The following is a 25,156-nucleotide window of genomic DNA, read 5'->3' as shown; positions in this document are numbered from 1 at the left end:
AGTACAGCTGCCGGTAAGCAGGCAAAAAAGTGGCTATAGCATACCGCAGAGCGGTTTTGACAACAACAAGCAGCGCATTGTCTATACTGGTTTTACACTCGAGGAGACGTTATGGCAGATTTTCTGAAGAAGTATCAACAGTGGTTGGCTGATTTTAACCGCAGCCTTGAGCAATCGGAGCGGCGTCAACTGGATAATATAGTAAGTTTTGTCGAGCAATTGCAGGCTTATCTCAAAGCGGGTAAAGAGCTGAGCGCCTATGAAACGGCGTTGTTTATCGAGACATTAAAACGCCAATGGCAGGATCAGCAAGCGCAGCAGCAGGCAGATGACGAGGCGGCAGCGCCGTCATTATGGCCGGAAGCCTTGTGGCAGCAGCTTAGTAGTCTCACTGATAAAAGCCAACTGGAATGGCAGGAACTGACCGCCGATTTTAAACACCAGGGCATCTATTTTCAGGGCGAAGTGGTGGGCATGGGCCGCTACCGCTGCAGCCAGTGTTTGCAACATATCGATTATACCCACCCGTCCGAGTTACTGGCGTGCAGCCATTGTGGCGCCGTGCAGTTTTTCCGTGAGGGCCTGCCGGTGTAAATAATGGCGGTTTAAAGGCTGTAACGTGCTTTAACTTTTTGTTAGAATCCAACACCGCCCAGAGTCGCCTGCCGCTTGCACCTATACCACTAAGGTTGAATAGCGCTTTTGCTGCTTTTCGCTAAGCTGTGCCCGCTGCTGCAGATACAAGACTTAACGGGTAAATCAGGCCGGCAACCAAAGATGAGAACAACATGACAACGCAAGTACTAGCCTGTATTGATGCATCACCTTATGCCGAAGCCATTTGCGATTATGCAGCCTGGGCGGCCAGACAACTGTCAGCACCCATCACCCTGTTGCATGCGCTGGACAAGGCTCAGCACACCCAGACCCCCGATTTAAGTGGCAGCATTGGTTTAGGCTCGCAGGAGCTGTTGTTGCAACAGTTAGCCGAGCTGGACGAAAAACACAGTAAGCTGGCGCTGCAACGTGGGCGCAGTATTTTAACCGCAGCTAAAGAGCGCGCAGAGCAAGCCGGCGTGACAGCTGTCGATACCTGCATGCAACATGGCCCGTTACCACAGATCCTGGCCGGGCTGGCTGAAACCAGCCGTTTGCTGGTGCTGGGCAAACGCGGCTTTAGCAGTGCTGATGCCCATGGTCATATGGGCGTGCACGTTGAACGGGTTATTCGTACTGTACAGCGGCCGGTGTTATTAACCCAGCAGCATTATAAAACGCCACAACGCATTATGCTGGCCTATGACGGTAGCGCCACCGCGCAAAAAAGCTTGCAAATGCTGGCTGCCAGCCCGTTGTGCAGCGGTTTGCCAGTGCATTTAGTGATGGCCGCTGCCGACAGCGAAAGCAGCCGCGGCGAACTAAATAACGCCGCTGAGATAATGCGCAGCGCTGGTTTTGATACTAAAACCGCGATAGTAGACGGTGAGCCTGAGGTAGTATTGCATCAATACCAGCAGGAGCATGTTATAGACTTACTGGTGATGGGCGCCTATGGCCACTCCCGTATCCGGCAATTTATTGTTGGCAGCACCACGACTGCCATGATCTGCAAAGCCAAGTGCTCATTGCTGATCTTACGCTAAACCCAAAACCCGGCCAGTGGCCGGGTTTTTTGTACCCGTAACGTTAACCAGGAAGTGTTGTTACTATCATGCAAAAACAAAAAATGTTGCTCTGGCCAGGCTTGTTGCTGGCTATGTTCGCACCAGCAGCCCATGCTGCAGTGGGTGCGGTGGATTTAACCACCAGTGTTACCGGCTTTGTCGCTATCGGTATTTTTGTGCTGGCTTATGCGCTGGTGATGGCGGAAGAAAAAATTCACCTGCGCAAGTCTAAACCGGTGCTGGTCGCTGCCGGTATTATCTGGGCGCTGATCGGCTGGCAGTATGTGCAGGCCGGTATGCCGGAGCAATCGGAAGCGGCGTTTCGCCATACTTTGCTCGAATTTGCCGAGCTGATGCTGTTTTTGCTGGTAGCCATGACCTATATCAATGCGCTGGAAGAGCGCCGGCTGTTTGATGTGCTGCGTAGCTGGCTGGTACGCAAAGGCTTTAGTTATAAGCAGTTATTCTGGATCACCGGCATCTTGTCATTTTTTATTTCGCCGGTTGCCGACAACCTTACCACGGCGCTGTTAATGTGTGCTGTGGTGATGAAGGTCGCCGAGGGCGACAAAAAGTTTATAAACCTCTGTTGTATTAATATTGTGGTAGCCGCCAATGCCGGCGGTGCCTTCAGTCCGTTTGGCGACATTACCACCTTAATGGTATGGCAGGCCGGCTTGCTTAATTTTGCTGAGTTTTTGGTGTTGTTTGTTCCGTCGCTGGTTAACTATCTGATCCCGGCTGTGATCATGAGCTGTTTTGTTGAAAAACGTAAACCGGCGGCACTACAAGATGATATCGAGTTAAAACGCGGAGCACTGCGTATTTTAACGCTGTTTTTATTAACCATTGCCACAGCAGTTGCCTTTCATACCGTGCTGCATTTACCGCCGGTACTGGGCATGATGACCGGCCTTGGGTATTTACAGTTTTTTGGTTATTTCCTGCGGGTTACGCTGCCGGGGTCACTGGCGCGCAAAAGGGCGATGGCCGAGCGCGAAGGCGATCAGGAACGGATCCGGGCGCTGGGGCAGGTAGTACCCTTCGATGTATTCAGCCGGGTATCGCGGGCTGAGTGGGACACCTTATTGTTTTTCTACGGCGTAGTGATGTGTGTCGGTGGCCTGGGTTTCATCGGTTATTTAGCACAGATGTCAGACGTGCTGTACACCCAATGGGATGCTACCTGGGCCAATGTGGCCTTAGGCATTATTTCTGCAGTAATAGATAATATTCCGGTGATGTTTGCGGTATTAACCATGCAGCCAGACATGTCGCACGGCCATTGGTTGTTAATTACCTTAACCGCCGGCGTCGGTGGCAGCTTGTTGTCTATCGGCTCTGCTGCCGGTGTGGCTTTAATGGGCCAGGCCCGGGGTTATTACACCTTTGCCGGCCACTTAAAATGGGCGCCGGCAATAATGCTGGGCTATATCGCCAGCGTGCTGACACATTTATGGCTAAATAAAGCCAGTTTTAGTGTTTTTGGCGTAAGCTGAGTAAATATTCTAATCAACTTGCTTTATACTGTGCGCCCGGTGTCCGCCGGGTGACACTCTCTGTTAACTGAGGACAAAATTGTGAAGCAGTCTTTGCTGGTGCTGTTGTGCCTGTTGTTTTCTCCTGCTGTGTTTGCCGCTACCGGCAATTTAAATTTAACTCTGTCTCCTGTTGGTATTATTGCTCTGCTGCTGTTTGCACTGGCCTATGTGCTGGTAATGGCGGAAGAAAAAATTCATCTGCGTAAATCTAAACCAGTGTTGGTTGCCGCCGGTGTGATCTGGGCACTTATCGCCTGGCGCTACATGCAGGATGGCATTACTGGTGTAACTGCTGAGGCGTTTCGCCATACCTTGCTTGAATTTGCCGAGCTAATGCTGTTTTTGCTGGTGGCAATGACGTACATCAGCGCACTGGAAGAGCGCCGGCTATTTGATGCGCTGCGCGCCTGGATGATCCGCAAAGGTTTTAGCTACCGTAGCTTATTTTGGATCAGTGGTGTGCTGGCGTTTTTTATCTCGTCTTTTGCCAACAATATGACCACCGCTATGCTGATGTGCGCTGTGGTAATGAAGGTAGCCGAAGGCGACAAACGCTTTATCAATTTGACCTGCGTTAATATCGTGGTGGCGGCCAATGCCGGTGGCGCTTTTATACCCTTTGGCGACATTACTACGTTAATGGTATGGCAGGCCGGTATCATTACCTTTAACGATTTCTTTACCTTGTTTATCCCGGCGGTAGTTAATTACCTGGTGCCCGCCATTATTATGAGCCTGTTTGTTGAACGGCGTTACCCGGCAGCCCTGCAGGAAGATGTTGAGCTGAAACGCGGCGCACTGCGTATTCTTACCCTGTTTTTAGCCACCATAGCACTGGCGGTGTTGTATCACTCCTGGCTGGATTTACCGCCGGTACTGGGCATGATGACGGGCCTTGGCCTGCTGCAGTTTTTCGGTTTCTTCCTGCGTAAAACCCTGCCCGGCTCGCTGGCCCGTAAAAGGGCAATGGCCGAACGTGAAGGCGACATCGAGCGGGTGCGGGCACTGGGCCAAATTGTACCCTTTGACGTATTTAACCGTATTGCCCGCGCCGAGTGGGACACCTTATTGTTTTTCTACGGCGTGGTAATGTGCGTTGGCGGCCTTGGCTATATTGGCTATCTGGAAATGCTGTCAGCCAGCTTGTACGGCAACGGTAACCCCACTATTGCCAACGTGGTATTGGGCCTGATGTCGGCGGTAGTGGATAACATACCGGTAATGTTCGCCGTGCTAACCATGCAACCGGAGATGTCGCACGGCCAGTGGTTGCTTATTACCTTAACGGCCGGTGTTGGTGGTAGCTTGTTGTCGATAGGCTCCGCCGCGGGTGTGGCCTTAATGGGCCAGGCCCGTGGTTACTATACCTTTGCCGGCCATTTAAAATGGGCGCCGGTAATACTGCTGGGATACGCTGCCAGCGTGGTGACGCATTTATATTTAAACGCAGAGCTGTTTCAGATTTTCGGCAGCCCGGCTGCTCACTAAACCGCTGGGTATTAAGGAAGTATTATGTCTAAAAAAGTGTATTGCATTGCGCAGTTTCAACCCAAGCCGGGTAAGGCCGATGAATTATTCAAAGTGCTGCAAAGCCTAGAGCCAAACAGCAACCGTGAAGACGGCTGCCTGCAGTATATCGTTACGCGGCAACTAGCCAGCCCCTTTGCTGAAGGTAAAAGTTTCCCCATTGCCTTTAATGAAATCTGGGCCGACCTGGCAAGCTTTGAAGCGCACTGCCAGCGTGCAGAAATTAAGCAGTTCTTTGAAACTTACTGTTTAGCCGAAGACGGCTTAGCCGCCGACTGGAATGTATGTATTTACACCGACGAGCCAGCCAATTTCGACGCACCCGTCGTAGGCTGATTCAGCCGGTGACTTAAAAAGCCCTGTTTATCAGGGCTTTTTACATTCTAATGGTTTGTTTTGTGTATTCCGGGGCGTCATACAACGCTATAGCCTGCTAAACCGTCACTATAAGCCGTTGAAAATAGGCTTAAATCGATGTAGTGTCATCAACGCAAAATTTACAAAAGCGCAAAGTCTTTGTTTAAATACAGCTTTTCTGCCGAATAAGCGTGAGGCATTAAATAGGAAGTCGCCATGGATGAAAAGTTTAAGTTCGCTGAATCTGTAGAGATTGAAAAGCGCAGCCGGGAAGTACAGCTACTGGTAAACATTGTAGAGCCAGATCCTGAATATCAGCCGTTCTTTCTTTCCGATGATTCTAATTTTTATGATGTTAGCGGTAAAGATGGAAGTGAAATAGAAGCGGATATCAGGCATTATTTTAACGGTGATTTGCCCGGCAAACTTGGCATGCCCTTATGGCAGTTTATCGACCTCGTCAAACAACGTTATCCCGGCTGGCCTGATGACTGGCCCCCTGAGCACTGAATATGGTTACATTTAGACCGGCTGAAGATTTAGCAAAAGCAGCACATTTTACGTTGTCGAATATGCGGCCGTATTACCAACAATACTCGGTAGATTGGGATCAAACCCAGATTGAGAAAATGACGCAAGGTCTTGTTAACTTAGATATTTTGCTTCAGGGAATGCTGGTTGGTGTAATGAGGTTATCTTTTGACTCTGCAGAGTGCTGGTTACGTGATTTGCAAGTTGCGCCGGGTTATCAGAATCAAGGTATTGGCGCAATTGCTCTGGCTGAGGCAGAGCGATGTGCTAAAGAGCGCTGTTGTCAGAATTTAAAGCTTCGAGTGTTTAAAAATAGCCCGGCTGTTCATTTATACCAGCGGCAAGGCTTTGGTTTAACCAGTGAAGACGAGCGGTTTTACTACATGAGCCGTGCCGTTTCCTGATCATTGACTATTATCGCCAGTAAACAGCATCGGCTTTGGCGCTGCCACGTCCGGGCCTATTGGCTGGATTTTTTGTTATCAGCGTATTGACGCTAGCAAGTGCGCTTAATGGTTAGCGAGGTTTGATATGAATTGTATTTTTTGCGACATAGTTGCCGGGCAATCACCCTGCCATAAGGTTTGGGAAGATGACGAGCATCTGGCGTTTTTGTCTATTTTCCCAAATACCAAAGGCTTCACGGTGGTGATCCCGAAACAGCATTACTCCAGCTATGTTTTTGCTCAGGATGACAACGTTGTTGCCAAACTTACCCTCGCCAGCAAGAAGGTTGCCTTGCTACTTGATAAAGCCTTGGATGGCGTAGCACGAACAGGTTTAGTGTATGAAGGTTACGAAGTTGACCACTTACACAGCAAACTTATTCCTATGCATGGAACCGGCAATGATTCTACCTTCCGGGCGATTGACGGTACTTCCGGCCCCTTTATTTTAAAATATGAAGGTTTTTTATCTACCCATGATTGCGAGCGGGCAAATGACGCTGAACTTGCAAAACTGGCGGCTCACATAAGAGCTTGTGCATAACAACCCATTTTACTGTGGTATAGCTGCCAGAGTGGCTTGCCGCCGGTAACATTCTGCAAAGCATTCGAGGAAAAAATGAATTCTAGCAACAATAAATACCTTTGGGCGGCGGCAATCTGCTGTGCTGCAGCAGCGCTGGCCCATCTTGGCTGTATCGTGTTCGGGGCAGACTGGTATCGCTTTTTTGGTGCTGGCGAACAAATGGCCCGGATGGCAGAGCAGGGGCTGTGGTATCCCACTGTTATGACGTCAGTTATTGTTGTACTGCTGGTTATCTGGGCGTTGTATGCGCTGTCCGGCGCCGGCGCTATTAAGCGTTTGCCGCTAACAAAGTTGGCGTTGCTGATTATCAGTGGGATCTTTATTCTTCGTGGCGTTTCCTTTGTAGGTTTAATGCCGATGTTCCCCGAGAATAGCCTGACATTTTGGTTAGTGAGTTCAGGTATTTGTTTGGTTATCGGCAGCCTGTTTGCTACGGGTTTGTATCAGCAATGGTCTGAATTGGGTGGTAAATTACCAAACAGGCGGTGACGCTGATCTTCTAAACGACATTTTTTCCGCTACATTTTAGCGCTGTAGATAATTGGGGTTATATGCATATTTGGCACACGGACGTCATTGCGAAAAAGTTGGCACGCGACGAAATCGATCAGCGTCAGAAAACGAAGTATTTTATTGCGTTATTTTACTTGCAGGTGTTCGGCACTGTACTGCCGATGTTTCTGTTGGGGCTAACCTTTTCAATTAGCTTGTTTACTTTTGCTTCTTATGTGACCACATTATTTATATATCACCTGGGCGCAGTTAAAGTGTATCGGGCTTGTGCCGTGCATAAAAAGGCCAGTGTATTAGATACACTTGTGGTTATCAGCCTGCCGATTTGTTTGAAAATTCAACTAGGCTATTGGGCGTCCTTTGTGTTGCTCAATTGGCCAATGCAAGCAATGCAAGTGTCTGTCTATTCCTGGGTTATTTATGGGTTTATTACGCTGCCTATTATGGTTTGGCTGCAGTTTCATTTAATTAAACGGGCGGTAGACAACAATTATGTTTAGCAAACTAAAGCAGCGAAGTTATACAGCAATTGGGTTATATCAATGAAAGACGCAGTTTTGGTTGGTCTTGGTGGCGCTTCAGGTTCGGCTGCTTATCAAATATTAGTGCATGGATTTGGCCAAACAGAATGGCATAGAGCTATATTGGTTGGTGCCTTTACGATGGTTTTTTACCAGCTGTTCGACGCAATCAGGCGCCGTTTCTTACAACACAACCAAAAGTAAGTTTATAGCGACTGGATTAGATACATTGAGTTTTGGCATCTTGCCTAATGGCAGAATGGATTTTAGGTTTTTTGTGATTGTAAAATATATAGTCAACCGTCAACAGGGTTGGCTGGTATCTAGTTTAAAGTCTGCCACGCTTACGCTAAGCGTAGCCATTCCGCTTGCGATCATGTTAGGCAGCCTATTCCCCGGCGCTCAAACCTTTGACGTAAATCCGCTGAACGATTGGTTCTTCTTGGTGTTTTTCGGGCCTCTTGTAGAGACATTCATACTGACCGGTATCATGCTATTGCTTAAGTTGGTTAGTAAAGATCCGATGACTAAATGCCTGATAAGCGTCGTTATTTGGGCAGTAATACATGGTGTTTCTTTTCCAATCCAAGGCGTGGTTAACTTTTTTAACTTTCTGATGTTCTCAATTGTGTTTCTTGTGTGGCAGGAAAAGTCATTTTGGACTGGCTTTAATATGACACTGTTAGTACATGTGCTTCACAATTCCGGGGTTTTTGTTGTGGTAATGGCAAGTGAGAGTTTTTTTTGATACAAAACCCTCTTACTAAGGTTTTGCCAATGGTGCTGTAAAACGGAGCGAAGCGCAGGCGCTGGAAAAATATGAACCTGAATAAGCAAGGTTACCTACGAGGTAGTGTTTTGCTTTTGGCAGGTTAAACAATTGCAGACGAAGTGCTTTTACGCCATGTTAGCTATCTGGCAACTATACGGAGTCCAAAGATGAAAACCATTGGCCTGATTGGCGGTATGAGCTGGGAGTCAACTATCCCGTACTACCGCTATTTAAATGAAGGGGTTAAAAGCCAGCTGGGTGGTTTGCACTCTGCCAAATGCATTTTAGTCAGTGTCGATTTTTATGAAATTGAGCGCCTGCAGCAGGCTGGCGACTGGGATGCTGCCGGTGCAGTGCTTGGCCGTGCGGCGCGCACGCTTGAGGTTGCCGGTGCCGATTTTATTGTGCTGTGTACCAACACTATGCATAAAGTGGCCCCGGCAATTGAGACGGCAGTGGCTATTCCGCTGCTGCATATCGCCGATGCCACTGCGGCAGCGATAAAGCAGGCCGGTGGCTGCCGTGTAGGGCTGCTTGGCACCAAATTTACCATGCAGCAGCCGTTTTACCGTGAGCGGTTAAGCGAGACCCACGGCATAGAAGTGTTGCTGCCGAATGAAACGGAACAAGACAGCCTGCATCAGATTATTTATCAGGAGTTGTGTCAGGGCATAATTAATCCCGAGTCTAAGCAAGCCGTACGCAAAATGATGGCAGGCCTTGCCTGGCAAGGTATAGATGGCATTATTCTCGGCTGCACCGAAATTGGTCTGCTGGTGGGTAAAGCCGATGCGGCTGTGCCGCTATTTGATACCACGCTTATTCATGCCAAAGCGGCGGTTGAGCTGGCGCTGGATGGCAGTAAATGATATTAACCGAACAATCTGCAGCGCCAGCCATTTTGCTGATTTACGATAAAGACTGTCCGGCGTGCAATGCCTATTGCCAGCTGGTGCGTATTCGTCAAAGCGTGGGTGAATTGCAGCTGATTAATGCCCGTGAAGACAGTGTTGTAATGCAGGAAATTACTGCTCTGGGGTTGGATATTGATCAGGGTATGGTGCTGAAAATGGGCACCAGTCTGTATTATGGTAGTGATGCAATTTATATGTTGTCTTTGCTCAGTAGCCGCAGTGGCGTATTCAACCGGTTGAATTATCATCTGTTTAAATCGCGCCGGCTGGCAAAATGGTTGTACCCGCTGTTGCGGGCTTGTCGCAATGCGCTGTTAAAGCTGTTTAGAAAGCGCAAAATTAATAATCTTGGCATCAGCGGTAATGACCGTTTTTAGCCGCAGAGACGTAATATGAACCCGAGCTATCTGGAATATGCCGCTAACGGCTTTTATTTGTTGGCGGTGTTTTTGGCCGCCCGTAACAGCATCCATACCTGGTGGCTGGGCATTATTGGTTGTGCGCTATTTGCGCTGCTGTTTTATCAGGTACAGCTATATGCCGAAGTGCTGCTGATGCTGTTTTTTATTGCCACTAACGTTATTGGTTGGTATCAGTGGGGCAGAGCCAGTGGTATTAAGCAGGTAAGCAGTACGCCTTTACCGAGGTTGGCCGGTTACGGCGCGTTGGCGCTGCTGGTAACAGTGCTGTACGGTTACATGCTGCACCGTTTAACCGATGCGTATGCACCCTTTGTTGACTCCGCCATTTTAATGTTCAGTGTTATTGCCCAGTTTTTACTGATGAACCGCAAGCTGGAAACCTGGTGGTTCTGGCTAATTGTAAACACCCTGGCGGTACCGCTGTATCTGTCGCGCGAGTTACAGCTTACCGCCCTGGTATATACCGGTTTTTGGTTTAACGCCTGGTATGGCCTGTACCTGTGGCGTAAATTAACTGCCGCTAAACCCGGCATTGTCTAAATTGCAGCAGTTAGTCAGACGTCAGTTGCGGTTGAAATTGAAAACCTGCCGCGATGCGGTTCCAGGCGTTCATGGTGACAATTACCGCGCTTAGGTTAACAATCTCCTGCTGACTAAACTGTGCTGCCAGTTCGCTGTATACCGCATCTGACACCGGCTGGCTGGCCAGCAATGTCAGTGCTTCGGCCCAGCGCAGAGCCGCGCGCTCACGGGCAGAGAAAAAGGTGGTTTCCTGCCAGGCGGCCAGCACGTCCAGCCGTTGCTGTTGCTCTCCGTCTTGGCGGGCCTCGGCTGCGTGCATATGCTGACAAAAGGCACAGCCGTTAAGCTGCGATATGCGCAGGTGCAACAAATGCACCAGCGGTGCTTCTATGATCTGTGCGGCAGCTTCGCCCAGGTTACTCAGCGCTGTGACTAAGCCAGGCTGCAGTTTAAACACAGCAGTACGATCTATACGTGGCGACATCTTGTGCTCCTTGTAGTGGTGGAGCCGCTATGGTGCCGTTTAGCGTTAAAACAGAATTGTATTTTTACGACATGGCCGGTTGAATTTGTTTACGGCGACGATACTGACCCGGCGTCTGGCCGGTAACACGCTGAAACTGGCGGATAAAATGCGCCTGATCATAAAAACCGCTACACAGGGCAATATCAGTTAATGCTTGCTGCGGCGCCAGGTTAATTAACTGCCTGGCATGGCGCACCCGTTGCAGCAATTTTAGCTGGCCCGGTGTCAGACCCACCTGTTGTATAAATATACGTTCAAACTGGCGCCGGCTCAGGTTAACGGCTGTGCTTAGCGCGTCAACTGTCGGTGTAACCAGCTGTTGTTGCAGCAACAGCGGCAGGACTTGTTGCACGTGGCCGCGCTTAGCATCATGCTGCTGCACTTGCTGTAGTAACCACTGCTGCAGATATTGCAAGCGTGTCACGCTATGCTGTGTTGTAGCAAGTTGTTGTTGCAACTGCGCCAGGCTGCGCAGGCCTAAATCAGCAGCGTCAACGGCATCGTGTTGCAATAGCGGGATGTCAGCACCAAGCAGCTGAAAAGCACCGCCGGGATAAAAGCGGACACCCATCACATCTTGTGCGCCCCTTAGCAGTATGCTGCTGCGGCTTTGGCTGTTGCTAAATTGGCAAAGTGGTGGCTGGCCGGGCTGAAAATAAAAATTCAGGCTGCTGCCGCCGTCCGGATACAGGCTTTGTTGGTAGCCAGCTGCGGGTAACGTTGTTTGCCGCATGATCCAGTAACACTGCACCCAGGGCGTCAGGCCAGGGGGCGGCATAAAGGCCTGCAAACCCAAATGCTGCAGATTGCCAACCGGCGCTATCGCAGCGGCGGCAAGTTCGGGCTGCATAAGTGTCTGCATTCAGGCGGAAAAGATCAGCTTATCGCTGAGCTTTTGTGGCAATTGCTGCAAATCGCTGGCATTGTCGCTGACGATAATCACATTAGCCTTTGCCATTGCCAGGGTTAAGCCGCGGTAGCGGCTGTCGGCAAAGTCACTGACAAATTGCAGCCCGGCATCTTTTGGCACGACAAACACCGTGGCATAACCGCTGGTGGTTTTTACTGCCAGGTGCAGTGAGCGCACGCCCTGAAAGGTGCAATAACGGGCGTAGATAATCTCATCCTGCCAGTCTTGCAGGCTGGCGCTGAAGTCAGCCAGTTTCAGATTTACCTCGTGCAGTGGCTGCAGCTGTGCATGTTGTTGCAAATAGTCATGCTCATGATAGACATGGGCCAGCGCATGGCTGCCAAGATCGGTGGCGAAACTGCTTTGATACAGCTGTACACCCAGTACCGATACCAGCGCAATGCTGGCCGCCAGAGCCAAAGGGGTAAACCAGCGCCGGCGCGATGGGGCCGCGTGTTGTGGGATCTGCAGCAATTGCTCGGCCAGCATAGGGGGCACCGGTACGTGCAGGGCGTCGTCCAGTTCGCGCTGCTGTTGCTGCAACTGGTAAGCAAATTGCTGTAAATCAGGGTCTTGAGCTAACGCCGTCAGCAGTGCCGGATGCTGGCTAAACGGATCGGCCAGCAAGATGCGTTCTAATTCAGTGTTATCCATGGCGGGGCTCCCCCAGTACTTCAAGGTGGTTACGCAACAGTTTACGGGCCCGAAACAGCCGGGTATTGACGGTATTGACATTAAGTTGCAGCAGGCTGGCAATTTCATCGCTGTTAAAGCCGCCCAATGCCTGCAGCACTAAAGGCTCACGGTATTCAGCCGGCAGAGCCGCTATCTGTGCACGCAGCTTGTCATTGTCACAGTCTTGTTCGGCGCTGGTCTGGCTGGTGTCGGCCAGGCTGTCCTGTTCGGTAGCGTCATCATAATCAAACTGTTTACGTTCAAAACGGCGGGCATTTTCGCGGCGTAATATGGTTATAAGCCAGGCTTTGGCTGCATTGGCATCCAGCAGGCTGTCCAAATGTTTCCAGGCGCGTAAAAAGGTTTCCTGTACCAGATCCTGCGCGATGTCGGCATCTTTACACAACCAGTAGCCATAGCGGTACACGTCGGCGTGGTAATGCTTAACCAATTGCTCATAGCGTCGGGTTTTACTGTCGCTAAGTTGAAACACTGCGGCAGCTGGCGGCGTTGGTGTGGCATTAGCAGGCGCAGTTTCGGCTTCGGGCATCAGGCTGGTTTGGCTGGTGGCTAAATTGCTGCTTAGCCTAGCGCGATTTGGCGGCGTTGGCAAAATATGAATATTGCTCATGCTGCGACACCCTGGGCGCGTTGCCGCCACAGCCAGAAATCCAGGCTGGTGTAGCGACCACCACCGCTAAAAAGCAGGCTAAGCAACATAACAAAATAGGTGGCGGCAAACTCTATACCGTTATTGAGTACAACAAAATTGCCATTGCTGGTTAGCCAGTCGTAGTTACCGTGTTGCTGTAACAGACTTTTGGCCGCGTTTAGCTGCTGTGCTGAGTTAACAACCCGCTCATTGGCCAGCCAGCTGCTGCTATCGGCAATTGCCAGCCAGCCATTGGGGCAGTGCACAGCAAAAATTGCCACCAGCATGGTGATAAGCAGAGGAATACAAATCAGCCGGGTTAACAGGCCCAGTGCTAACAGCACAGCTCCGCCAAGCTCGGCAGCTATCGCCAGCCCCGCCATTAATGATGGCAGCGGCAGGCCCAGGCCCCAGTCAGCATTGCCAAACCAGGCGACTGTGTTGTCAAAGTGCAGGTATTTGTTCCAGCCAGCTTGTGCCAGCACCGGTGCAAGATAAAGCCGCAGTAATAAAGGGGCGATACCGGAAAATGACTGGCTGCGTACAACCGCAGAGTGATAACAGGAAAACATAGCTTGCATTTGACTGCCCGAAACAATGAGATATTGGGCAATAAGAACGGTGAGACGGTAAAAATATTTCAACGCAGCGTTAAAACGCCGCGCTGAAGCAATGCAGGACAGTGATAACGCTTAATGAACCCGGTAAAACCGACAGAAGAAATCGATCACCGCGTCGGCGTCCAGGCTGGAGAAGCGTACTTTACGTTGTTCTACAATCGCCTGACCCAGGGTTTTTAATGTGTGCTCCAGCGGTAAACCGGCCGGGCGTGCCAGCTGATAATCGGCAAACAAAAAATTCAGTGCGGCGCTGGTGTAGGATACTCCCGGTGTAATAGACAGCAGCTCCAGCTCTTGCAGGCGTACACCCAGGTTACGGATTTTCTGTAAGCGGTAAGTTTCGTTCATATCTGGCCCCGGTACTGTTTTGTTGCATAGCCTTGTATCGGCGTTGCGGCAAAAATCTTTAGCCGGTTCACTAAAATTGACCAGTACAGCAGCGGCGCTTTTTTGCTAGTATAGCGCCAATAACCGCTGTTTAAGCCAAGGCAATACATGACATCACACCCACATCCACTGGCGCTGACTGTACAGCAACTGGGGCCGCAACCTGATAGCAAACTGATTAAACAGGCGCTGGAGCAAACGACATTGATCCCGGCTTTTATTGGCCAGGACAGGGCTAAATCGGCACTGGCCTTTGCCATAGGCATGGATATGCCCGGTTACAATCTGTATGTCGCCGGAGAGCCGGCGCTGGGCCGCTTTACGCTGGTACAGGATATACTGCAACTGGCTGCCAGTGAGAAGGCGACACCGCAAGAGTGGTGTTATCTGAATAACTTTGATGATGAGCGGGTACCAAACACGCTGCGTCTGCTGCCGGGTGAAGGCAAAATTCTGGTGAAGAAAATCGAGGCGCTGATTGACGAGCTGCTGGATACTTTTCCGGCTGCTTTTGATAACCCGGGTTATCAGCGCAAGAAAAAAGCCATAGCGCGTGAATTTGATGACAAATACGAACATGCTATCGAGCTGGTAGAGAAAAAAGCGCTGGAAAAAAATGTCGTACTGTATGAAGAAAACGGCGCAGTGAGTTTTTCGCCGATTATTGACGGCAAGCCACTGGATGATCAGGAGTTTAGCAAGCTAACTGAAGAGCAGCGGCAGTATTTTTATGGCCTGGTCAGTGAGTTGGAAACGGTACTGAACGAGCAATTGCTGGAGCTGCCACAGTGGAAGCGTGAGCTGTCGGAAAGCCTGCGCGCGCTGCGCAAAGACACCATAGAGCAGGCGATTAAGCCGCTGCTAAAACAACTGGAGCACGACTACGCCGCCGAGCTTGGTGTGCAGCGTTACATCCGTGAAATGCGCAGCCATTTAATTAAAGCCGTGCTGGAGCTAATGCCGGATGAGTCGGACGGCGAAAAGCAGGAAGAGAACGACAACCGCGAAATTTTTATCGAAGAGTTTGTGCCCAATGTGCTGGTGCATTACGAAAGCATGTCGGGCGCACCTATTATTTTTGAACCCAACCCCAGTTATGGCAACTTGTTTGGCCGGGTAGAGTACAACTCGGCCAGTGGCTCGCTGTATACCAACTACCGCATGATCCGCCCCGGCGCTCTGCACCGGGCCAACGGTGGTTACCTGATTTTAGATGCCGACCGTTTACTGACCCAGCCGGCGCTGTGGGATGCGCTGAAGCTGGCGCTGAAATCCGGTGAGTTGCAAATAGACACCTTGTCTGAGCATGCGGTAACCAACTCCACCATTATTACGCCTAAAGCGATACCACTGAATGTCAAAGTGGTGCTGCTGGGCTCGCGCGATCTGTATTACCTGATCCAGGATGTCGACGATGAGTTTAACGAGCTGTTTCGCGTACTGGCAGACTTTGAGCATTACCTGCCGTACAGCACTGAAACAGTGAGCTATATGGCGATGCAGGTGCGGGAACAAATGCGGCTGCTTAATATCCATGAGCTGACAACGGCTGGTTTTAAGCAGTTGTTATTATTTAGCTTTCGCCAGGCTGAGCATCAGCGCAAGCTCTCAGCCCGCTTTGCCGATGTGTTAGAGCTGGTGCGTGAGGCGTGTTTTTATGCTTCGCAACAGTTAAGTGACAGCCTGGGTGCCGAGCATGTGCAACTGGCCTTAAAGGGCAAACAACACCGTACCGGCCGCATAAGTGAGAGCTTTCTGGAGGATATTCAGGAAGGCCAGATTTTAATTGATACTGACGGCCTGGCGGTGGGCAAAATTAACGGTTTAACAGTACTGGAAATTGGTGACACGGCCTTTGGTACGCCGGCTCGCATTAGTGCTACGGTATTTGCCGGCAGCAGTGGTGTGATTGATATTGAGCGTGAAGTGGAACTGGGCAAAGCCATTCACTCCAAAGGGGTGTTATTACTGACCGGCTATCTGGGGGCTAAGTACGCCCGTGAGTTTCCACTGACGTTGTCGGCCAATATCGCTATGGAGCAAAGCTACGGCCATATCGACGGCGACAGCGCCTCACTGGCGGAAGTGTGTGCTTTGTTATCGGCTATTACTGATATTCCAATCCGGCAAAGCCTGGCAGTAACCGGCTCTATCAACCAGCATGGCCAGGTACAGGCTATAGGTGGTGTAAACGAGAAGATAGAAGGCTATTTTCGCTTGTGTCAAAGCCGCGGCTTAACCGGTGAGCAAGGCGTTATTATCCCGGCCAGTAATCAGTTAAATCTGGTGCTGAATGATGAGGTGGTTAATGCGGTTAAACAGCATAAATTCCATATTTATGTGGTGAAAACCGTTGATGACGCCCTGGCACTGTTAACCGGTGTTGAAGCCGGTGCCAAAAACAGCCGTGGCCAATACCCGAAAAAATCCATTAATGGCCGCGCTATGGCCAGACTTGCCGACATCGCCGAAATAGTTAATGGCGCGATGGATGAAGACTAGTAGCTTGTGAGGCCATGGCCAGGTAGCTATAGCCGCCTGGCCAGTGGGAGCGCAAATGTTGATTAAAACTCAGATAATTTCCTGCACACCAGGCAGGACCTCGTCTGAGGTTATATGAAAATCAAAACCGTCGTAGCGCTCGGTACAAAACTCGATACGGCACAATGATAACCTGCTGACGCAGATATACACTTTAAATTTTTTGTGTGGAAAACTCAGCCGCAACTCGGTTTTAAGTTTAGTAGCCAGTGCCCTTGCAATGCCCGGTAGCAGGTCAAGTTTCATCGGCTTTAAGCCATGAATGCCAGCTAACTTTTGATACAACTCGTCATAATGCTCGGACGGCTTAAGCATTTCCCATAGTGATAATCTGTTATACAGCGCTTCCTGCTCTGAATCAGTGTACAGCGGTAACCGGCGTTCAGACTTAAGATAGATACCACCGTCTTTTTCAACAAATTCAGGGCTAAAGCCATTAATTATCTGCTCAAAGTCGGCAATGGACAGTGTCGTTGCCTGCTGTTGCAGTAGCTGTTCTTCTGTCAGTGCCTGTCGCATTGCTTGCTCTTTTTCATACAGCTCATTGGCCAGGCTTAGTTCATGCTCAACACGTTTTTGCGCTGCCTCGCCCATAATGGCGCTAACGTCGGCCAGAAAATCTTCATGGCTGCTATCTCCGGCCTGCAACGTGATTAAACCGCCTTGGGCGATATAGTCGTGCATGGCGGGGTGGCTTACCGCCTTTTTAAGCTCGTTGATAACACAGGCGTGAATATTATGCTGGATGTGTTCGATCTCGGCATCGGACTGGTCGAAATTGTCATTGTCAAAGTCGTATAGATCATCACAGTATTCGGCTAACGCTTCCAGCGCTTCTTGTGTCTCTGGCATCATGTATTCCAGTGCTTCATCACTGTGATGAGGTGAGTCACAAGGGCTCCAGCGCAATTGCTGCTTAATGTCTGCAACAGCTAACATAGAATGAACAGCATAAGCCTCGGCAGCACGGGCTAACCCCGCTTCACTGGCGAGAGTCGGGAGGCAATAAGACCAGCTACCGGCAGCGTAATATAGCCCGATATTGTAGATCCGGTGCTGATGGTTTTCTTTAAGCAGTGTGCTCAATGCCGCTGGCACTTCTTGCGCCAGAGTACTGCTTAGCCTCTCAAGTAACATGGCTAAGGTGGTTTCGGTTTTTGTTTGCATTATTGTTATATCACTTCAACGTTATAGACAGAGCACTGTTAATTGATCGGGAGCTGATAGCTGGCTTAGCTGCTGATGTGCAATGCAGGCTTTGCTGCAAACCTCTGTTCCGGTTTAACCAGCACCTGCAGGCTTTTACCCTATCGCTGGTTATGCATGCTGCAGCTTGATATCTAAAGGTTAACAAGTGGAAAAATAATGGTGAATTTTCGTGGCTAATACAAAATTTGTCAACCGGAAATAGTACTGCAGATTGCATGCTATTACGGCAGAGAGGTATTACAGCGCTGCAAAAGCAGGGTGATACAACACCTGGCCACTTTGGCCACTTAGCGCAGCAGGGTTAAGAGGCAGCAGCATAAAGGCGTTATCCGGTACCTGCCAGGGACAGCGGATATTAAAAACACTGGCCGGGGTAAAGCCAAAACGCGGGTAGTAAGCCGGATGCCCCAGCACCACCACTGCCGCTATACCGCGCTTTTGGCACAACTCTAAACCGGCGCGCACCAGCGCCGAGCCAATACCCTGATGTTGTAAAACATTGCGCACTGCCATTGGCGCTAACGCCATTAGCTGAACGCCTGCTGCGTTATCCAGTGTTGCCGGCGAAAACATAATATGGCCGGCTATCTGGCCATGTTGCTCGGCCACCAGCGAAATATAGTCGTGACACTGCTGGCGCAGGCTGGCTATCAGTTGTGCTTCGGCAGTATTGTTAAAGGCGGTTTGCGTCAGTTCGGTTATAGCGGCGTAATCAGCAGCGGTTTCAGCGCGCACTGTGGTGTCATATCCCAGAGCATGCCAGGTACTGTTGCGCCGCCGCTGCAGGGTGCGGGCAATATTATGCAGTAAAGTCATCACAACTCACTGGTAACCTGAATAGATGTTAACAGTGTAACTGAGCGACGCTGTCAATCAAGCCTTAGTTTGCCACAAACGCTTTTGTAATTGCAGGCCGGCACTGAATAGCAATACCGCAGTGCTGAGCAGCCACAGCCACAGATCGCCAAAGCGGGCATAAGGGGTTTGGCCAGAACTTAGCTGCACGGTATCCTGCAATACGGTTTCGCTAAATTGTGCCGCTATTTTGCTAATTCTGCCATCGGGTTTGACCACAGCAGTAATACCGGTGTTAGTGGCGCGCAGCAGCGGCCGGCCAAATTCCAGCGCGCGCATTTGCGCGATCTGTAAATGCTGGTGCGGGCCTATACTGTCGCCAAACCAGGCGTCGTTGCTAACCGTTAGCAGTAATTGGGTATCTGTGGTCATATTGGCGGCGATTTGCGCCGGAAAAGCAATTTCAAAACAAATCGCCGGCAGCAGGTGGTAACCATTGGCAACCAGATTGGGCTGTACATAGGCGCCGCGGCTGAACGAGCTCATCGGTAAGTCAAAAATTGGTGCCAGTTTTCTCAGCCAGCTTTCAAACGGCACAAATTCACCAATCGGCAGCAGCTGGTGTTTGCTGTAGCGGTTGCCATGGCCATAAAAATAATCGCCATCGCTCGAGTCGGCGTAGCGTTTACCCAGCACGATCAGGTTATTCCAGGCTTGTTGGGTTTTAACGTTGTAATCTAAAATACCGCTGATGATTGCGGTATCAGCATACAACGCCGCGCGGTTTAAGTTATCCAGATAGCTTTCTGCCAGTGGCTCTAACTGCGGAATGGCAGCTTCCGGCCAGATAACTAAATCGGTTTGAAAATGCGGCCGGGTCAGGTCCAGATATTTCAGCATGGTGGGCCATTCCTGCTCCGGTGCCCAGCGCAATTCCTGCTTAACATTTCCCTGTACCAGCAGCACGTCTAAGCTGTTGTCGGTGTAGTTCCAGCCTTTTAGCGCGTTGAGCTGAGGTGCAATGACAAACAGCAATCCGGCTATCAGCACATAACCATAGCGGGCTAATGCAGCTTGTGGGCGAGCCAACTGCGCCAGTGCCGCAGCGCTAAACACCAGCACAAAACTGATGCCGGTTTCGCCAATCAGTGGGGCAAAATTGTGCAGGCCGTACTCTGTTTGGCTGTAGCCCAACGACAGCCAGGGAAAGCCGGTAAGCATGACACTGCGCAGCCATTCCGCCAGTATCCAGCAACTGGCAAACACCAGCGGTAGCAATGCAGGCCGGGTTAAACGGAATGTCAGGTATGCCGCCAGTGCAGGGTACAGTGCCAGATAGCCTACCAGCAAAGCCATCAGGCCTAAACTGCCAGCCAGTGGCAGGCCGCCAAATTGGGCAATGCTGACATGCACCCAGCTGACGCCAACGCCAAACCAGCCCAAGCCAAAGCTAAAGCCGGCCAACAGTGCCTGGCGGGCGCTGCTGGCACGCTGTACGGCCATTACCAACAACGCGACGCTCAGTAGCGGCAACCACCACAATGTATAAGGTGCGTACGCCAGTGTGGTCAAGCCACCGGCCAGCAACAGCGGCAGTTGCTTTAGTAACGGACGAAAGCGGGACAATACAGCGCGCACCGGTTTAGCTGGCGTCCACGCTAACCGGCTCTTTAGCCCGGATCACCTGCAGCTGCACCAGGCGACGACTGTTGGCTTTGCTGACTTTAAACGTCAGGCCCTTCAGTTCAATGCTTTCACCGCGCGCCGGCATATGGCCAAAGGCATGCAGCACTATGCCGCCGATAGTGTCAGCGTCTTCTTCATCAAAGTCGGTATCGAAGCTTTCGTTAAATTCGTCAAGCGGTGTCAGTGCGCTGACCTGAAACACCCGTGACGCCATTTTTTTGATGTCGTGTTCTTCTTCATCGTCGTGTTCATCTTCAATTTCACCGACGATCTGCTCGAGAATATCTTCAATGGTAACCAGGCCGGATACACCACCATATTCATCCACCACCACGGCCATATGATAGCGTTTCTGGCGGAATTCTTTTAACAGCGCATCGACGCGTTTACTCTCGGGAATAATCACCGCCGGGCGCAATAGATCGCGCAGGTGCCAGTCGCTGACATTGGGGTCAAGCGCATATTGCAGCAAGTCTTTTACCAGCAGGATGCCTTCGATATGGTCTTTGTCTTCATTAACGACCGGATAGCGGCTGTGGTTGTTTTCCAGCAGTATTGGCAGCATGTCGGCCACGCTGTCGTCGATATCTATGGTAGCCATTTGTGAACGGGGCACCATAATGTCGCGGGCCCGCATACTGGACACTTCCAACACGCCCTGCAGCATGCTTTGCGTATCGGCATCAATCAGTTGCCGGTTTTGCGCTTCGTTAATGATGTCCTGTAAATCTGAGAGGTCTTGTGGCTCTGCGTTAAAAATACTGGCTATTTTTTCCAGCCAGGATTTACCGGCAGAACCGCTTCTAGAGTGGGGATGGTCGTCACTCATAGGTGAACTGGTGCTCCATAAAAATAAAAAAACCTATTCGTTATCCAACAAATAGGGGTTAGTGAAGCCGAGTTGCTGCAAAATGGTGATCTCTTCGGCTTCCATTTGCTCGGCATCGTCGTCATTTATATGGTCAAATCCCAATAAATGCAAGCTTCCGTGTACAACCATATGTGCCCAGTGCGCGCTAAGCGTTTTGCCTTGCTCTGCCGCTTCAGCCTGTACTACCGGCGCACAGATGACTAAATCGCCCAATAACGGCAACGTTATACCCGGTGGGCACTGAAACGGAAAACTCAGCACATTGGTCGGCTTGTCTTTACTGCGGTAGTCAAAGTTAAGCTGCTGGCTTTCGCTGTTATCAACAATCCGCACGGTCACTTCAGCTTCTGCCTGAAACGGCAAGATGGCCGCTTCCAGCCATTGTTGGAATTGCTCTGCAGTGGGTAAGTTGTCTGCGCTGCTGGCCAGCTGTAAATCAAGAATAATCGCCATTACTGGCCCTTAGCCGCGCTATCAGCGGCCAGTTTCGCCGCTTCAAAGGCTTCATAGGCCATAACAATACGCTGTACTATCGGGTGGCGCACGACGTCTTTGGCGGTAAAGTGATTAAAGCTGATTTCATTCACGTCGCTTAATACGTCTATGGCATGTTTTAAGCCGGAATACTGGCCGCGGGGTAAGTCTACCTGGGTGATATCACCGGTGATCACCGCTTTTGAGCTAAAGCCAATCCGGGTTAAAAACATTTTCATTTGTTCAACGGTGGTGTTTTGGCTTTCATCGAGAATGATAAAGGCATCGTTCAGTGTGCGGCCACGCATATAGGCCAGTGGCGCGATTTCAATAATGCCGCGTTCGAGGTATTTCTCGACCTTTTCAAAGCCAAGCATTTCAAACAGAGCGTCGTATAAAGGGCGCAGATAAGGGTCTACTTTTTGTGCTAAATCACCGGGTAAAAAACCGAGTTTTTCACCGGCTTCTACCGCTGGCCGCGTCAGTACGATGCGGCGCACCAGATTGCGCTCCAGCGCATCAACAGCGCAGGCCACCGCCAGATAGGTTTTACCGGTACCGGCCGGGCCAATGCCAAAGCAGACATCGTGGTTAAGCACGTTTCTAACATAGCTGGCCTGGTTCGGGTTGCGCGGTTTAATTAAACCCTTTTTGGTTTTCAGGCTGAAATCGCGCGGCTCGCCATCGGCTTGCTGGTATTGAATGTCATAGTTTTCACTGATCAGCAAATGTACCTGCTCCGGTGTCAGTTCCGCATTAGGTGCAGCGGTCAGGGCGTACAGTTGTTGCACTATATCCAGCGCAGCGGCGACATTGTCTGCCGGGCCGGCCACTTTCAGCTGATTGTCGCGCTGGCTGATATCAACCAGTAAGCGGCGCTCCAGATGCTTCAGGTTATCGTCGAACGGGCCGCAAAGCAGGGTTAGCCGGCGGTTATCTGCCCCTTCCAAAGTTATATCTGCAGTATGTAACGGAGTGCTCAAATGCCTGCCTCAGTGCAACGGGGCCTTTGGGCCCCCGGGTTTAATTACGGAATATAACTGGTTACACCCAGTGCGTCTGGTGCCGGTTCAGCTTTTTGCCGTGCCAGGATTTGTTGCGGCGCTGTATCGCGGCGCAGCCCCATATCGCGTTCGGTGCGCAGTAAAGTACCGCGTAAAGAATTGCTGAATACATCAGTGATTTTGACATCAACAAACTGGCCGATCATATCCGGCGTGCCTTCAAAATTGACTACCCGGTTGTTTTCTGTACGGCCGGTCAGCTCCATAATATCTTTCTTTGATGGGCCTTCAACCAGAATGCGTTGTTCGGTGTCCAGCATACCGCGGGCAATCTTCAGTGCCTGTTGGTTAATCCTATCCTGCAGGATATATAAACGCTGCTTTTTCGCTTCTTCGCTGACGTCATCCGGCAAATCGGCGGCTGGCGTACCGGGGCGGGCACTGTATATAAAGCTGAAGCTCATATCAAAGTTAATGGCGGCAATTAAATCCATTGTTGCCTGAAAGTCGCTGTCGTCTTCACCGGGGAAACCGATTATAAAATCGGACGACATGCTTAAATTCGGCCGGATTTTTTTCAGCTTGCGAATTTGCGCTTTGTATTCCAGCGCGGTGTGGCCGCGTTTCATCAGGTTCAAAATGCGATCTGAACCGCTTTGTACCGGCAGGTGCAGGTGATCAACCAACTCGGGTACGTCACGGTAAACTTCAATAATATCGTCGGTAAACTCAACCGGGTGCGACGTGGTGTAGCGAATACGGTCAATGCCATCGATAGCGGCAACTAAGCGTAATAACTCGGAAAAATGACAGATACTGCCATCAAATTTTTCACCACGGTACGCATTTACGTTTTGTCCCAGCAGGTTTACTTCGCGTACCCCTTGCTCGGCCAGCTGGGCAATTTCAAACAGCACGTCATCTAACGGCCGGCTGACTTCTTCACCGCGGGTGTAAGGCACCACACAGAAGGTGCAGTATTTTGAACAGCCTTCCATAATAGAAACAAAGGCCGTCGGGCCTTCAGCGCGTGGCTCCGGCATACGGTCAAATTTTTCAATTTCCGGGAACGATACATCCACTACCGGCGACTTATTGCCGTGAACTGAGTTGATCATCTCTGGCAGGCGATGCAAGGTTTGCGGGCCAAAGACGATGTCGACGTAAGGCGCGCGCTCGCGAATAGCCGCACCTTCCTGTGAGGCAACGCAGCCACCGACACCAATGACTAAATTAGGATTTTTTTCCTTTAGTGGACGCCAGCGACCCAGCTGATGGAATACCTTCTCCTGGGCTTTTTCACGAATAGAGCAGGTATTTAGCAAGATTACGTCTGCATCTTCTGCTTCTTCGGTCAAGGTATAGCCATGAGTGGCGTCCAGCAGGTCGGCCATTTTTGATGAATCATATTCGTTCATCTGGCAGCCCCAGGTTTTAATGTGCAGCTTTTTGCCCATTGCGTGTTGTTACCTGTATTGTCACTTGGAAAAAAGGGAGCGTATTTTAGCCTGTTCGGGCCTGCGTTGCCAGCACTGGCTGCAATTGACTAAAGTAGCCTTTGTCGGGTAGTAATATAGCCGGCGTAGAAAATCACCAGCACGCCGCCAAACCAGGCCAGCGTTACCGGTTCCTGCCAGAACAGATAACCAAATAAGCCGGCAAAAATCACGCTGCTGTATGTCCACATACCAATATCACTGGCCGGCGCTATGGCGTAGGCGCGGGTCATGGCTAACTGGCCGATAGCTGCCAGCACGCCCATAGCAATAAAGGCCAGCCAAACCTCGTTGTTAAGCGGTTGCCAGTAAAATGGCACCGGTATTGCCGATAACACTGCGGTTAGCAAAGAAAAATAAAACACAATACGCACCGCCGGCTCGGTGTCAGACATATAGCGGATAGTGGTTTTGGTTACTGCTACCAACACCGCTGATAGCAGCGCTACCAGCATCACTGCCTGAAAACCACCGCCGGAGGGCAACGCCAGCATCACGCCAATAAAACCTAATAAAATACCAAACAGGGTTAAGCGGCTGGGCCGCTCTTTTAACCAGAAACGGGCAATAACCGGCACAATAAACGGCGATAACAACAACACCAGCATACCTTGTGCTAGCGGCAACCTGGCCAGCACATAGAAAAAGCAGTACATGGAGATAATGCCGGTTAAGGCGCGGCTTAGGTGCAAATACCAACGCTTGGTTTTTAGCAGGCTAAAGCCATGGCGGTATAAAAACGGCAGCATGAGCAATAAGGCAAAGAAATTGCGGAAAAATACCACCTGCACTTCTGAAGCGGTGGCGCTGGTAAACTTAACGATAGCACCAATACCGGCAAAGCAGGCTTCTGCTAACAGCAGTAATAACGCACCTTTAACAAGAGGTGATAGCATAATAACTCGGCGCAGAGCGTGGACGCGCTAGTATAACAGAGAGCCCGCTGTCAGGTTGGCGTAACCTGTCGCAGCGCAGCTTGTTTCTGACGAGGTTG

General features: G+C 50.5%; 30 protein-coding genes. 16 read left to right on the top strand and 14 right to left on the bottom strand.

Annotated elements, in window-relative coordinates; translation table 11 throughout:
* Positions 1-111: 111 nt before the first annotated feature.
* The 15 genes from MN202_RS05905 (at position 112) to pnuC (ending at position 10,334) form a co-directional block, all read left to right on the top strand.
* Positions 112-594 (top strand): zinc ribbon-containing protein, encoded by a 483-nt coding sequence (locus MN202_RS05905; protein ID WP_335735170.1) that lies wholly within the window; start codon positions 112-114, stop codon positions 592-594.
* Positions 595-788: 194 nt separating this feature from the next.
* Positions 789-1,643, top strand: a complete 855-nt coding sequence (locus tag MN202_RS05900) for a universal stress protein (RefSeq protein WP_335735169.1) — start codon at positions 789-791, stop codon at positions 1,641-1,643.
* Between the two features lie 68 nt (positions 1,644-1,711).
* Positions 1,712-3,163, top strand: coding sequence for a sodium:proton antiporter NhaD (gene nhaD, locus MN202_RS05895; protein WP_418334035.1), 1,452 nt, complete (start codon positions 1,712-1,714; stop codon positions 3,161-3,163).
* 81 nt (positions 3,164-3,244) lie between these two features.
* Positions 3,245-4,693, top strand: a complete 1,449-nt coding sequence (gene nhaD / locus MN202_RS05890) for a sodium:proton antiporter NhaD (protein ID WP_335735168.1) — start codon at positions 3,245-3,247, stop codon at positions 4,691-4,693.
* A 24-nt stretch (positions 4,694-4,717) separates the two neighbouring features.
* Positions 4,718-5,068 carry a putative quinol monooxygenase gene (locus MN202_RS05885; RefSeq protein ID WP_335735167.1) on the top strand — a complete coding sequence of 117 codons (351 nt, stop codon included), beginning with the start codon at positions 4,718-4,720 and terminating at the stop codon, positions 5,066-5,068.
* 237 nt (positions 5,069-5,305) lie between these two features.
* Positions 5,306-5,599, top strand: coding sequence for a hypothetical protein (locus MN202_RS05880; RefSeq protein ID WP_335735166.1), 294 nt, complete (start codon positions 5,306-5,308; stop codon positions 5,597-5,599).
* A gap of 2 nt (positions 5,600-5,601) precedes the next feature.
* Entirely contained in the window at positions 5,602-6,024 is a 423-nt protein-coding gene (locus tag MN202_RS05875) for a GNAT family N-acetyltransferase (protein ID WP_335735165.1), read from the top strand.
* Positions 6,025-6,151: 127 nt separating this feature from the next.
* Positions 6,152-6,610, top strand: coding sequence for an HIT family protein (locus tag MN202_RS05870; RefSeq protein WP_335735164.1), 459 nt, complete (start codon positions 6,152-6,154; stop codon positions 6,608-6,610).
* Between the two features lie 75 nt (positions 6,611-6,685).
* A complete protein-coding gene (locus tag MN202_RS05865; RefSeq protein WP_335735163.1) occupies positions 6,686-7,141 on the top strand; it encodes a hypothetical protein in 456 nt (151 codons plus the stop codon).
* A 62-nt stretch (positions 7,142-7,203) separates the two neighbouring features.
* The gene (locus MN202_RS05860; RefSeq protein WP_335735162.1) at positions 7,204-7,665 is read left to right on the top strand and encodes a hypothetical protein; all 462 of its coding nucleotides are present in this window, start codon (positions 7,204-7,206) and stop codon (positions 7,663-7,665) included.
* 42 nt (positions 7,666-7,707) lie between these two features.
* Positions 7,708-7,890 (top strand): hypothetical protein, encoded by a 183-nt coding sequence (locus MN202_RS05855; protein ID WP_335735161.1) that lies wholly within the window; start codon positions 7,708-7,710, stop codon positions 7,888-7,890.
* A gap of 25 nt (positions 7,891-7,915) precedes the next feature.
* Positions 7,916-8,434 carry a CPBP family glutamic-type intramembrane protease gene (locus tag MN202_RS05850; RefSeq protein ID WP_335735160.1) on the top strand — a complete coding sequence of 173 codons (519 nt, stop codon included), beginning with the start codon at positions 7,916-7,918 and terminating at the stop codon, positions 8,432-8,434.
* A 191-nt stretch (positions 8,435-8,625) separates the two neighbouring features.
* Positions 8,626-9,327, top strand: coding sequence for an aspartate/glutamate racemase family protein (locus MN202_RS05845; protein WP_335735159.1), 702 nt, complete (start codon positions 8,626-8,628; stop codon positions 9,325-9,327).
* The gene (locus MN202_RS05840; protein ID WP_335735158.1) at positions 9,324-9,749 is read left to right on the top strand and encodes a DCC1-like thiol-disulfide oxidoreductase family protein; all 426 of its coding nucleotides are present in this window, start codon (positions 9,324-9,326) and stop codon (positions 9,747-9,749) included. Before MN202_RS05845 ends, MN202_RS05840 begins: the two co-directional genes overlap by 4 nt.
* Before the next feature lie 15 nt (positions 9,750-9,764).
* Positions 9,765-10,334, top strand: coding sequence for a nicotinamide riboside transporter PnuC (pnuC, locus tag MN202_RS05835; protein WP_335735157.1), 570 nt, complete (start codon positions 9,765-9,767; stop codon positions 10,332-10,334).
* 10 nt (positions 10,335-10,344) lie between these two features.
* Here pnuC and MN202_RS05830 read toward each other — a convergent pair whose 3' ends face one another.
* The 6 genes from MN202_RS05830 to MN202_RS05805 all read right to left on the bottom strand — a co-directional run bounded on the left by MN202_RS05830 (position 10,345) and on the right by MN202_RS05805 (position 14,047).
* The gene (locus MN202_RS05830) at positions 10,345-10,800 is read right to left on the bottom strand and encodes a carboxymuconolactone decarboxylase family protein (RefSeq protein ID WP_335735156.1); all 456 of its coding nucleotides are present in this window, start codon (positions 10,798-10,800) and stop codon (positions 10,345-10,347) included.
* A gap of 64 nt (positions 10,801-10,864) precedes the next feature.
* Positions 10,865-11,692 carry a helix-turn-helix domain-containing protein gene (locus tag MN202_RS05825; protein WP_335735155.1) on the bottom strand — a complete coding sequence of 276 codons (828 nt, stop codon included), beginning with the start codon at positions 11,690-11,692 and terminating at the stop codon, positions 10,865-10,867.
* Between the two features lie 12 nt (positions 11,693-11,704).
* Positions 11,705-12,406 (bottom strand): DUF3379 family protein, encoded by a 702-nt coding sequence (locus MN202_RS05820; protein WP_335735154.1) that lies wholly within the window; start codon positions 12,404-12,406, stop codon positions 11,705-11,707.
* A complete protein-coding gene (locus MN202_RS05815; RefSeq protein ID WP_335735153.1) occupies positions 12,399-13,058 on the bottom strand; it encodes a sigma-70 family RNA polymerase sigma factor in 660 nt (219 codons plus the stop codon). Before MN202_RS05815 ends, MN202_RS05820 begins: the two co-directional genes overlap by 8 nt.
* Entirely contained in the window at positions 13,055-13,660 is a 606-nt protein-coding gene (locus MN202_RS05810) for an HvfX family Cu-binding RiPP maturation protein (protein ID WP_335735152.1), read from the bottom strand. The genes MN202_RS05815 and MN202_RS05810 overlap by 4 nt, the downstream gene beginning before the upstream one ends.
* A 111-nt stretch (positions 13,661-13,771) precedes the next feature.
* Complete coding sequence (locus MN202_RS05805; RefSeq protein WP_335735151.1) at positions 13,772-14,047, bottom strand: hypothetical protein; 276 nt, start codon at positions 14,045-14,047, stop codon at positions 13,772-13,774.
* Positions 14,048-14,194: 147 nt separating this feature from the next.
* Here MN202_RS05805 and MN202_RS05800 point away from each other — a divergent pair, with 147 nt between their 5' ends.
* The gene (locus MN202_RS05800; protein WP_335735150.1) at positions 14,195-16,588 is read left to right on the top strand and encodes a Lon protease family protein; all 2,394 of its coding nucleotides are present in this window, start codon (positions 14,195-14,197) and stop codon (positions 16,586-16,588) included.
* Positions 16,589-16,657: 69 nt separating this feature from the next.
* Here the strand turns inward: MN202_RS05800 and MN202_RS05795 are convergent, their stop codons facing one another.
* From MN202_RS05795 to MN202_RS05760, 8 genes are all read right to left on the bottom strand, one after another.
* Positions 16,658-17,794: a DUF4303 domain-containing protein gene (locus MN202_RS05795; protein WP_335735149.1), complete on the bottom strand. Its 1,137-nt coding sequence runs from the start codon at positions 17,792-17,794 to the stop codon at positions 16,658-16,660.
* Positions 17,795-18,073: 279 nt separating this feature from the next.
* A complete protein-coding gene (locus tag MN202_RS05790) occupies positions 18,074-18,652 on the bottom strand; it encodes a GNAT family N-acetyltransferase (RefSeq protein ID WP_335735148.1) in 579 nt (192 codons plus the stop codon).
* 57 nt (positions 18,653-18,709) lie between these two features.
* A complete protein-coding gene (lnt, locus tag MN202_RS05785; protein ID WP_335735147.1) occupies positions 18,710-20,257 on the bottom strand; it encodes an apolipoprotein N-acyltransferase in 1,548 nt (515 codons plus the stop codon).
* Positions 20,258-20,273: 16 nt separating this feature from the next.
* A complete protein-coding gene (locus tag MN202_RS05780; RefSeq protein ID WP_335735146.1) occupies positions 20,274-21,146 on the bottom strand; it encodes an HlyC/CorC family transporter in 873 nt (290 codons plus the stop codon).
* Between the two features lie 33 nt (positions 21,147-21,179).
* Complete coding sequence (gene ybeY / locus MN202_RS05775) at positions 21,180-21,641, bottom strand: rRNA maturation RNase YbeY (protein ID WP_335735145.1); 462 nt, start codon at positions 21,639-21,641, stop codon at positions 21,180-21,182.
* Positions 21,641-22,645 (bottom strand): PhoH family protein, encoded by a 1,005-nt coding sequence (locus tag MN202_RS05770; protein ID WP_335735144.1) that lies wholly within the window; start codon positions 22,643-22,645, stop codon positions 21,641-21,643. Before MN202_RS05770 ends, ybeY begins: the two co-directional genes overlap by 1 nt.
* Before the next feature lie 44 nt (positions 22,646-22,689).
* A complete protein-coding gene (gene miaB, locus MN202_RS05765) occupies positions 22,690-24,123 on the bottom strand; it encodes a tRNA (N6-isopentenyl adenosine(37)-C2)-methylthiotransferase MiaB (RefSeq protein ID WP_335735143.1) in 1,434 nt (477 codons plus the stop codon).
* An 89-nt stretch (positions 24,124-24,212) separates the two neighbouring features.
* Positions 24,213-25,058 (bottom strand): DMT family transporter, encoded by an 846-nt coding sequence (locus MN202_RS05760; RefSeq protein WP_335735142.1) that lies wholly within the window; start codon positions 25,056-25,058, stop codon positions 24,213-24,215.
* Positions 25,059-25,156: the final 98 nt, after the last annotated feature.

Source organism: Rheinheimera muenzenbergensis (assembly GCF_036984005.1).
Classification (GTDB): domain Bacteria; phylum Pseudomonadota; class Gammaproteobacteria; order Enterobacterales; family Alteromonadaceae; genus Alishewanella; species Alishewanella muenzenbergensis.
This window is presented reverse-complemented; position numbering and strand designations above follow the sequence as displayed.

Excerpts from the sequence above, each read along its gene's own strand:
- MN202_RS05905 (WP_335735170.1), top strand. The coding sequence starts at position 112 with ATGGCAGATTTTCTGAAGAAGTATCAACAGTGGTTGGCTGATTTTAAC.
- MN202_RS05900 (WP_335735169.1), top strand. The coding sequence starts at position 789 with ATGACAACGCAAGTACTAGCCTGTATTGATGCATCACCTTATGCCGAA.
- nhaD (WP_418334035.1), top strand. The coding sequence starts at position 1,712 with ATGCAAAAACAAAAAATGTTGCTCTGGCCAGGCTTGTTGCTGGCTATG.
- MN202_RS05885 (WP_335735167.1), top strand. The coding sequence starts at position 4,718 with ATGTCTAAAAAAGTGTATTGCATTGCGCAGTTTCAACCCAAGCCGGGT.
- MN202_RS05880 (WP_335735166.1), top strand. The coding sequence starts at position 5,306 with ATGGATGAAAAGTTTAAGTTCGCTGAATCTGTAGAGATTGAAAAGCGC.
- MN202_RS05875 (WP_335735165.1), top strand. The coding sequence starts at position 5,602 with ATGGTTACATTTAGACCGGCTGAAGATTTAGCAAAAGCAGCACATTTT.
- MN202_RS05870 (WP_335735164.1), top strand. The coding sequence starts at position 6,152 with ATGAATTGTATTTTTTGCGACATAGTTGCCGGGCAATCACCCTGCCAT.
- MN202_RS05865 (WP_335735163.1), top strand. The coding sequence starts at position 6,686 with ATGAATTCTAGCAACAATAAATACCTTTGGGCGGCGGCAATCTGCTGT.
- MN202_RS05860 (WP_335735162.1), top strand. The coding sequence starts at position 7,204 with ATGCATATTTGGCACACGGACGTCATTGCGAAAAAGTTGGCACGCGAC.
- MN202_RS05855 (WP_335735161.1), top strand. The coding sequence starts at position 7,708 with ATGAAAGACGCAGTTTTGGTTGGTCTTGGTGGCGCTTCAGGTTCGGCT.
- MN202_RS05845 (WP_335735159.1), top strand. The coding sequence starts at position 8,626 with ATGAAAACCATTGGCCTGATTGGCGGTATGAGCTGGGAGTCAACTATC.
- MN202_RS05840 (WP_335735158.1), top strand. The coding sequence starts at position 9,324 with ATGATATTAACCGAACAATCTGCAGCGCCAGCCATTTTGCTGATTTAC.
- pnuC (WP_335735157.1), top strand. The coding sequence starts at position 9,765 with ATGAACCCGAGCTATCTGGAATATGCCGCTAACGGCTTTTATTTGTTG.
- MN202_RS05830 (WP_335735156.1), bottom strand. The coding sequence starts at position 10,800 with ATGTCGCCACGTATAGATCGTACTGCTGTGTTTAAACTGCAGCCTGGC.
- MN202_RS05825 (WP_335735155.1), bottom strand. The coding sequence starts at position 11,692 with ATGCAGCCCGAACTTGCCGCCGCTGCGATAGCGCCGGTTGGCAATCTG.
- MN202_RS05820 (WP_335735154.1), bottom strand. The coding sequence starts at position 12,406 with ATGGATAACACTGAATTAGAACGCATCTTGCTGGCCGATCCGTTTAGC.
- MN202_RS05815 (WP_335735153.1), bottom strand. The coding sequence starts at position 13,058 with ATGAGCAATATTCATATTTTGCCAACGCCGCCAAATCGCGCTAGGCTA.
- MN202_RS05810 (WP_335735152.1), bottom strand. The coding sequence starts at position 13,660 with ATGCAAGCTATGTTTTCCTGTTATCACTCTGCGGTTGTACGCAGCCAG.
- MN202_RS05805 (WP_335735151.1), bottom strand. The coding sequence starts at position 14,047 with ATGAACGAAACTTACCGCTTACAGAAAATCCGTAACCTGGGTGTACGC.
- MN202_RS05800 (WP_335735150.1), top strand. The coding sequence starts at position 14,195 with ATGACATCACACCCACATCCACTGGCGCTGACTGTACAGCAACTGGGG.
- MN202_RS05795 (WP_335735149.1), bottom strand. The coding sequence starts at position 17,794 with ATGCAAACAAAAACCGAAACCACCTTAGCCATGTTACTTGAGAGGCTA.
- MN202_RS05790 (WP_335735148.1), bottom strand. The coding sequence starts at position 18,652 with ATGACTTTACTGCATAATATTGCCCGCACCCTGCAGCGGCGGCGCAAC.
- MN202_RS05780 (WP_335735146.1), bottom strand. The coding sequence starts at position 21,146 with ATGAGTGACGACCATCCCCACTCTAGAAGCGGTTCTGCCGGTAAATCC.
- ybeY (WP_335735145.1), bottom strand. The coding sequence starts at position 21,641 with ATGGCGATTATTCTTGATTTACAGCTGGCCAGCAGCGCAGACAACTTA.
- miaB (WP_335735143.1), bottom strand. The coding sequence starts at position 24,123 with ATGGGCAAAAAGCTGCACATTAAAACCTGGGGCTGCCAGATGAACGAA.
- MN202_RS05760 (WP_335735142.1), bottom strand. The coding sequence starts at position 25,058 with ATGCTATCACCTCTTGTTAAAGGTGCGTTATTACTGCTGTTAGCAGAA.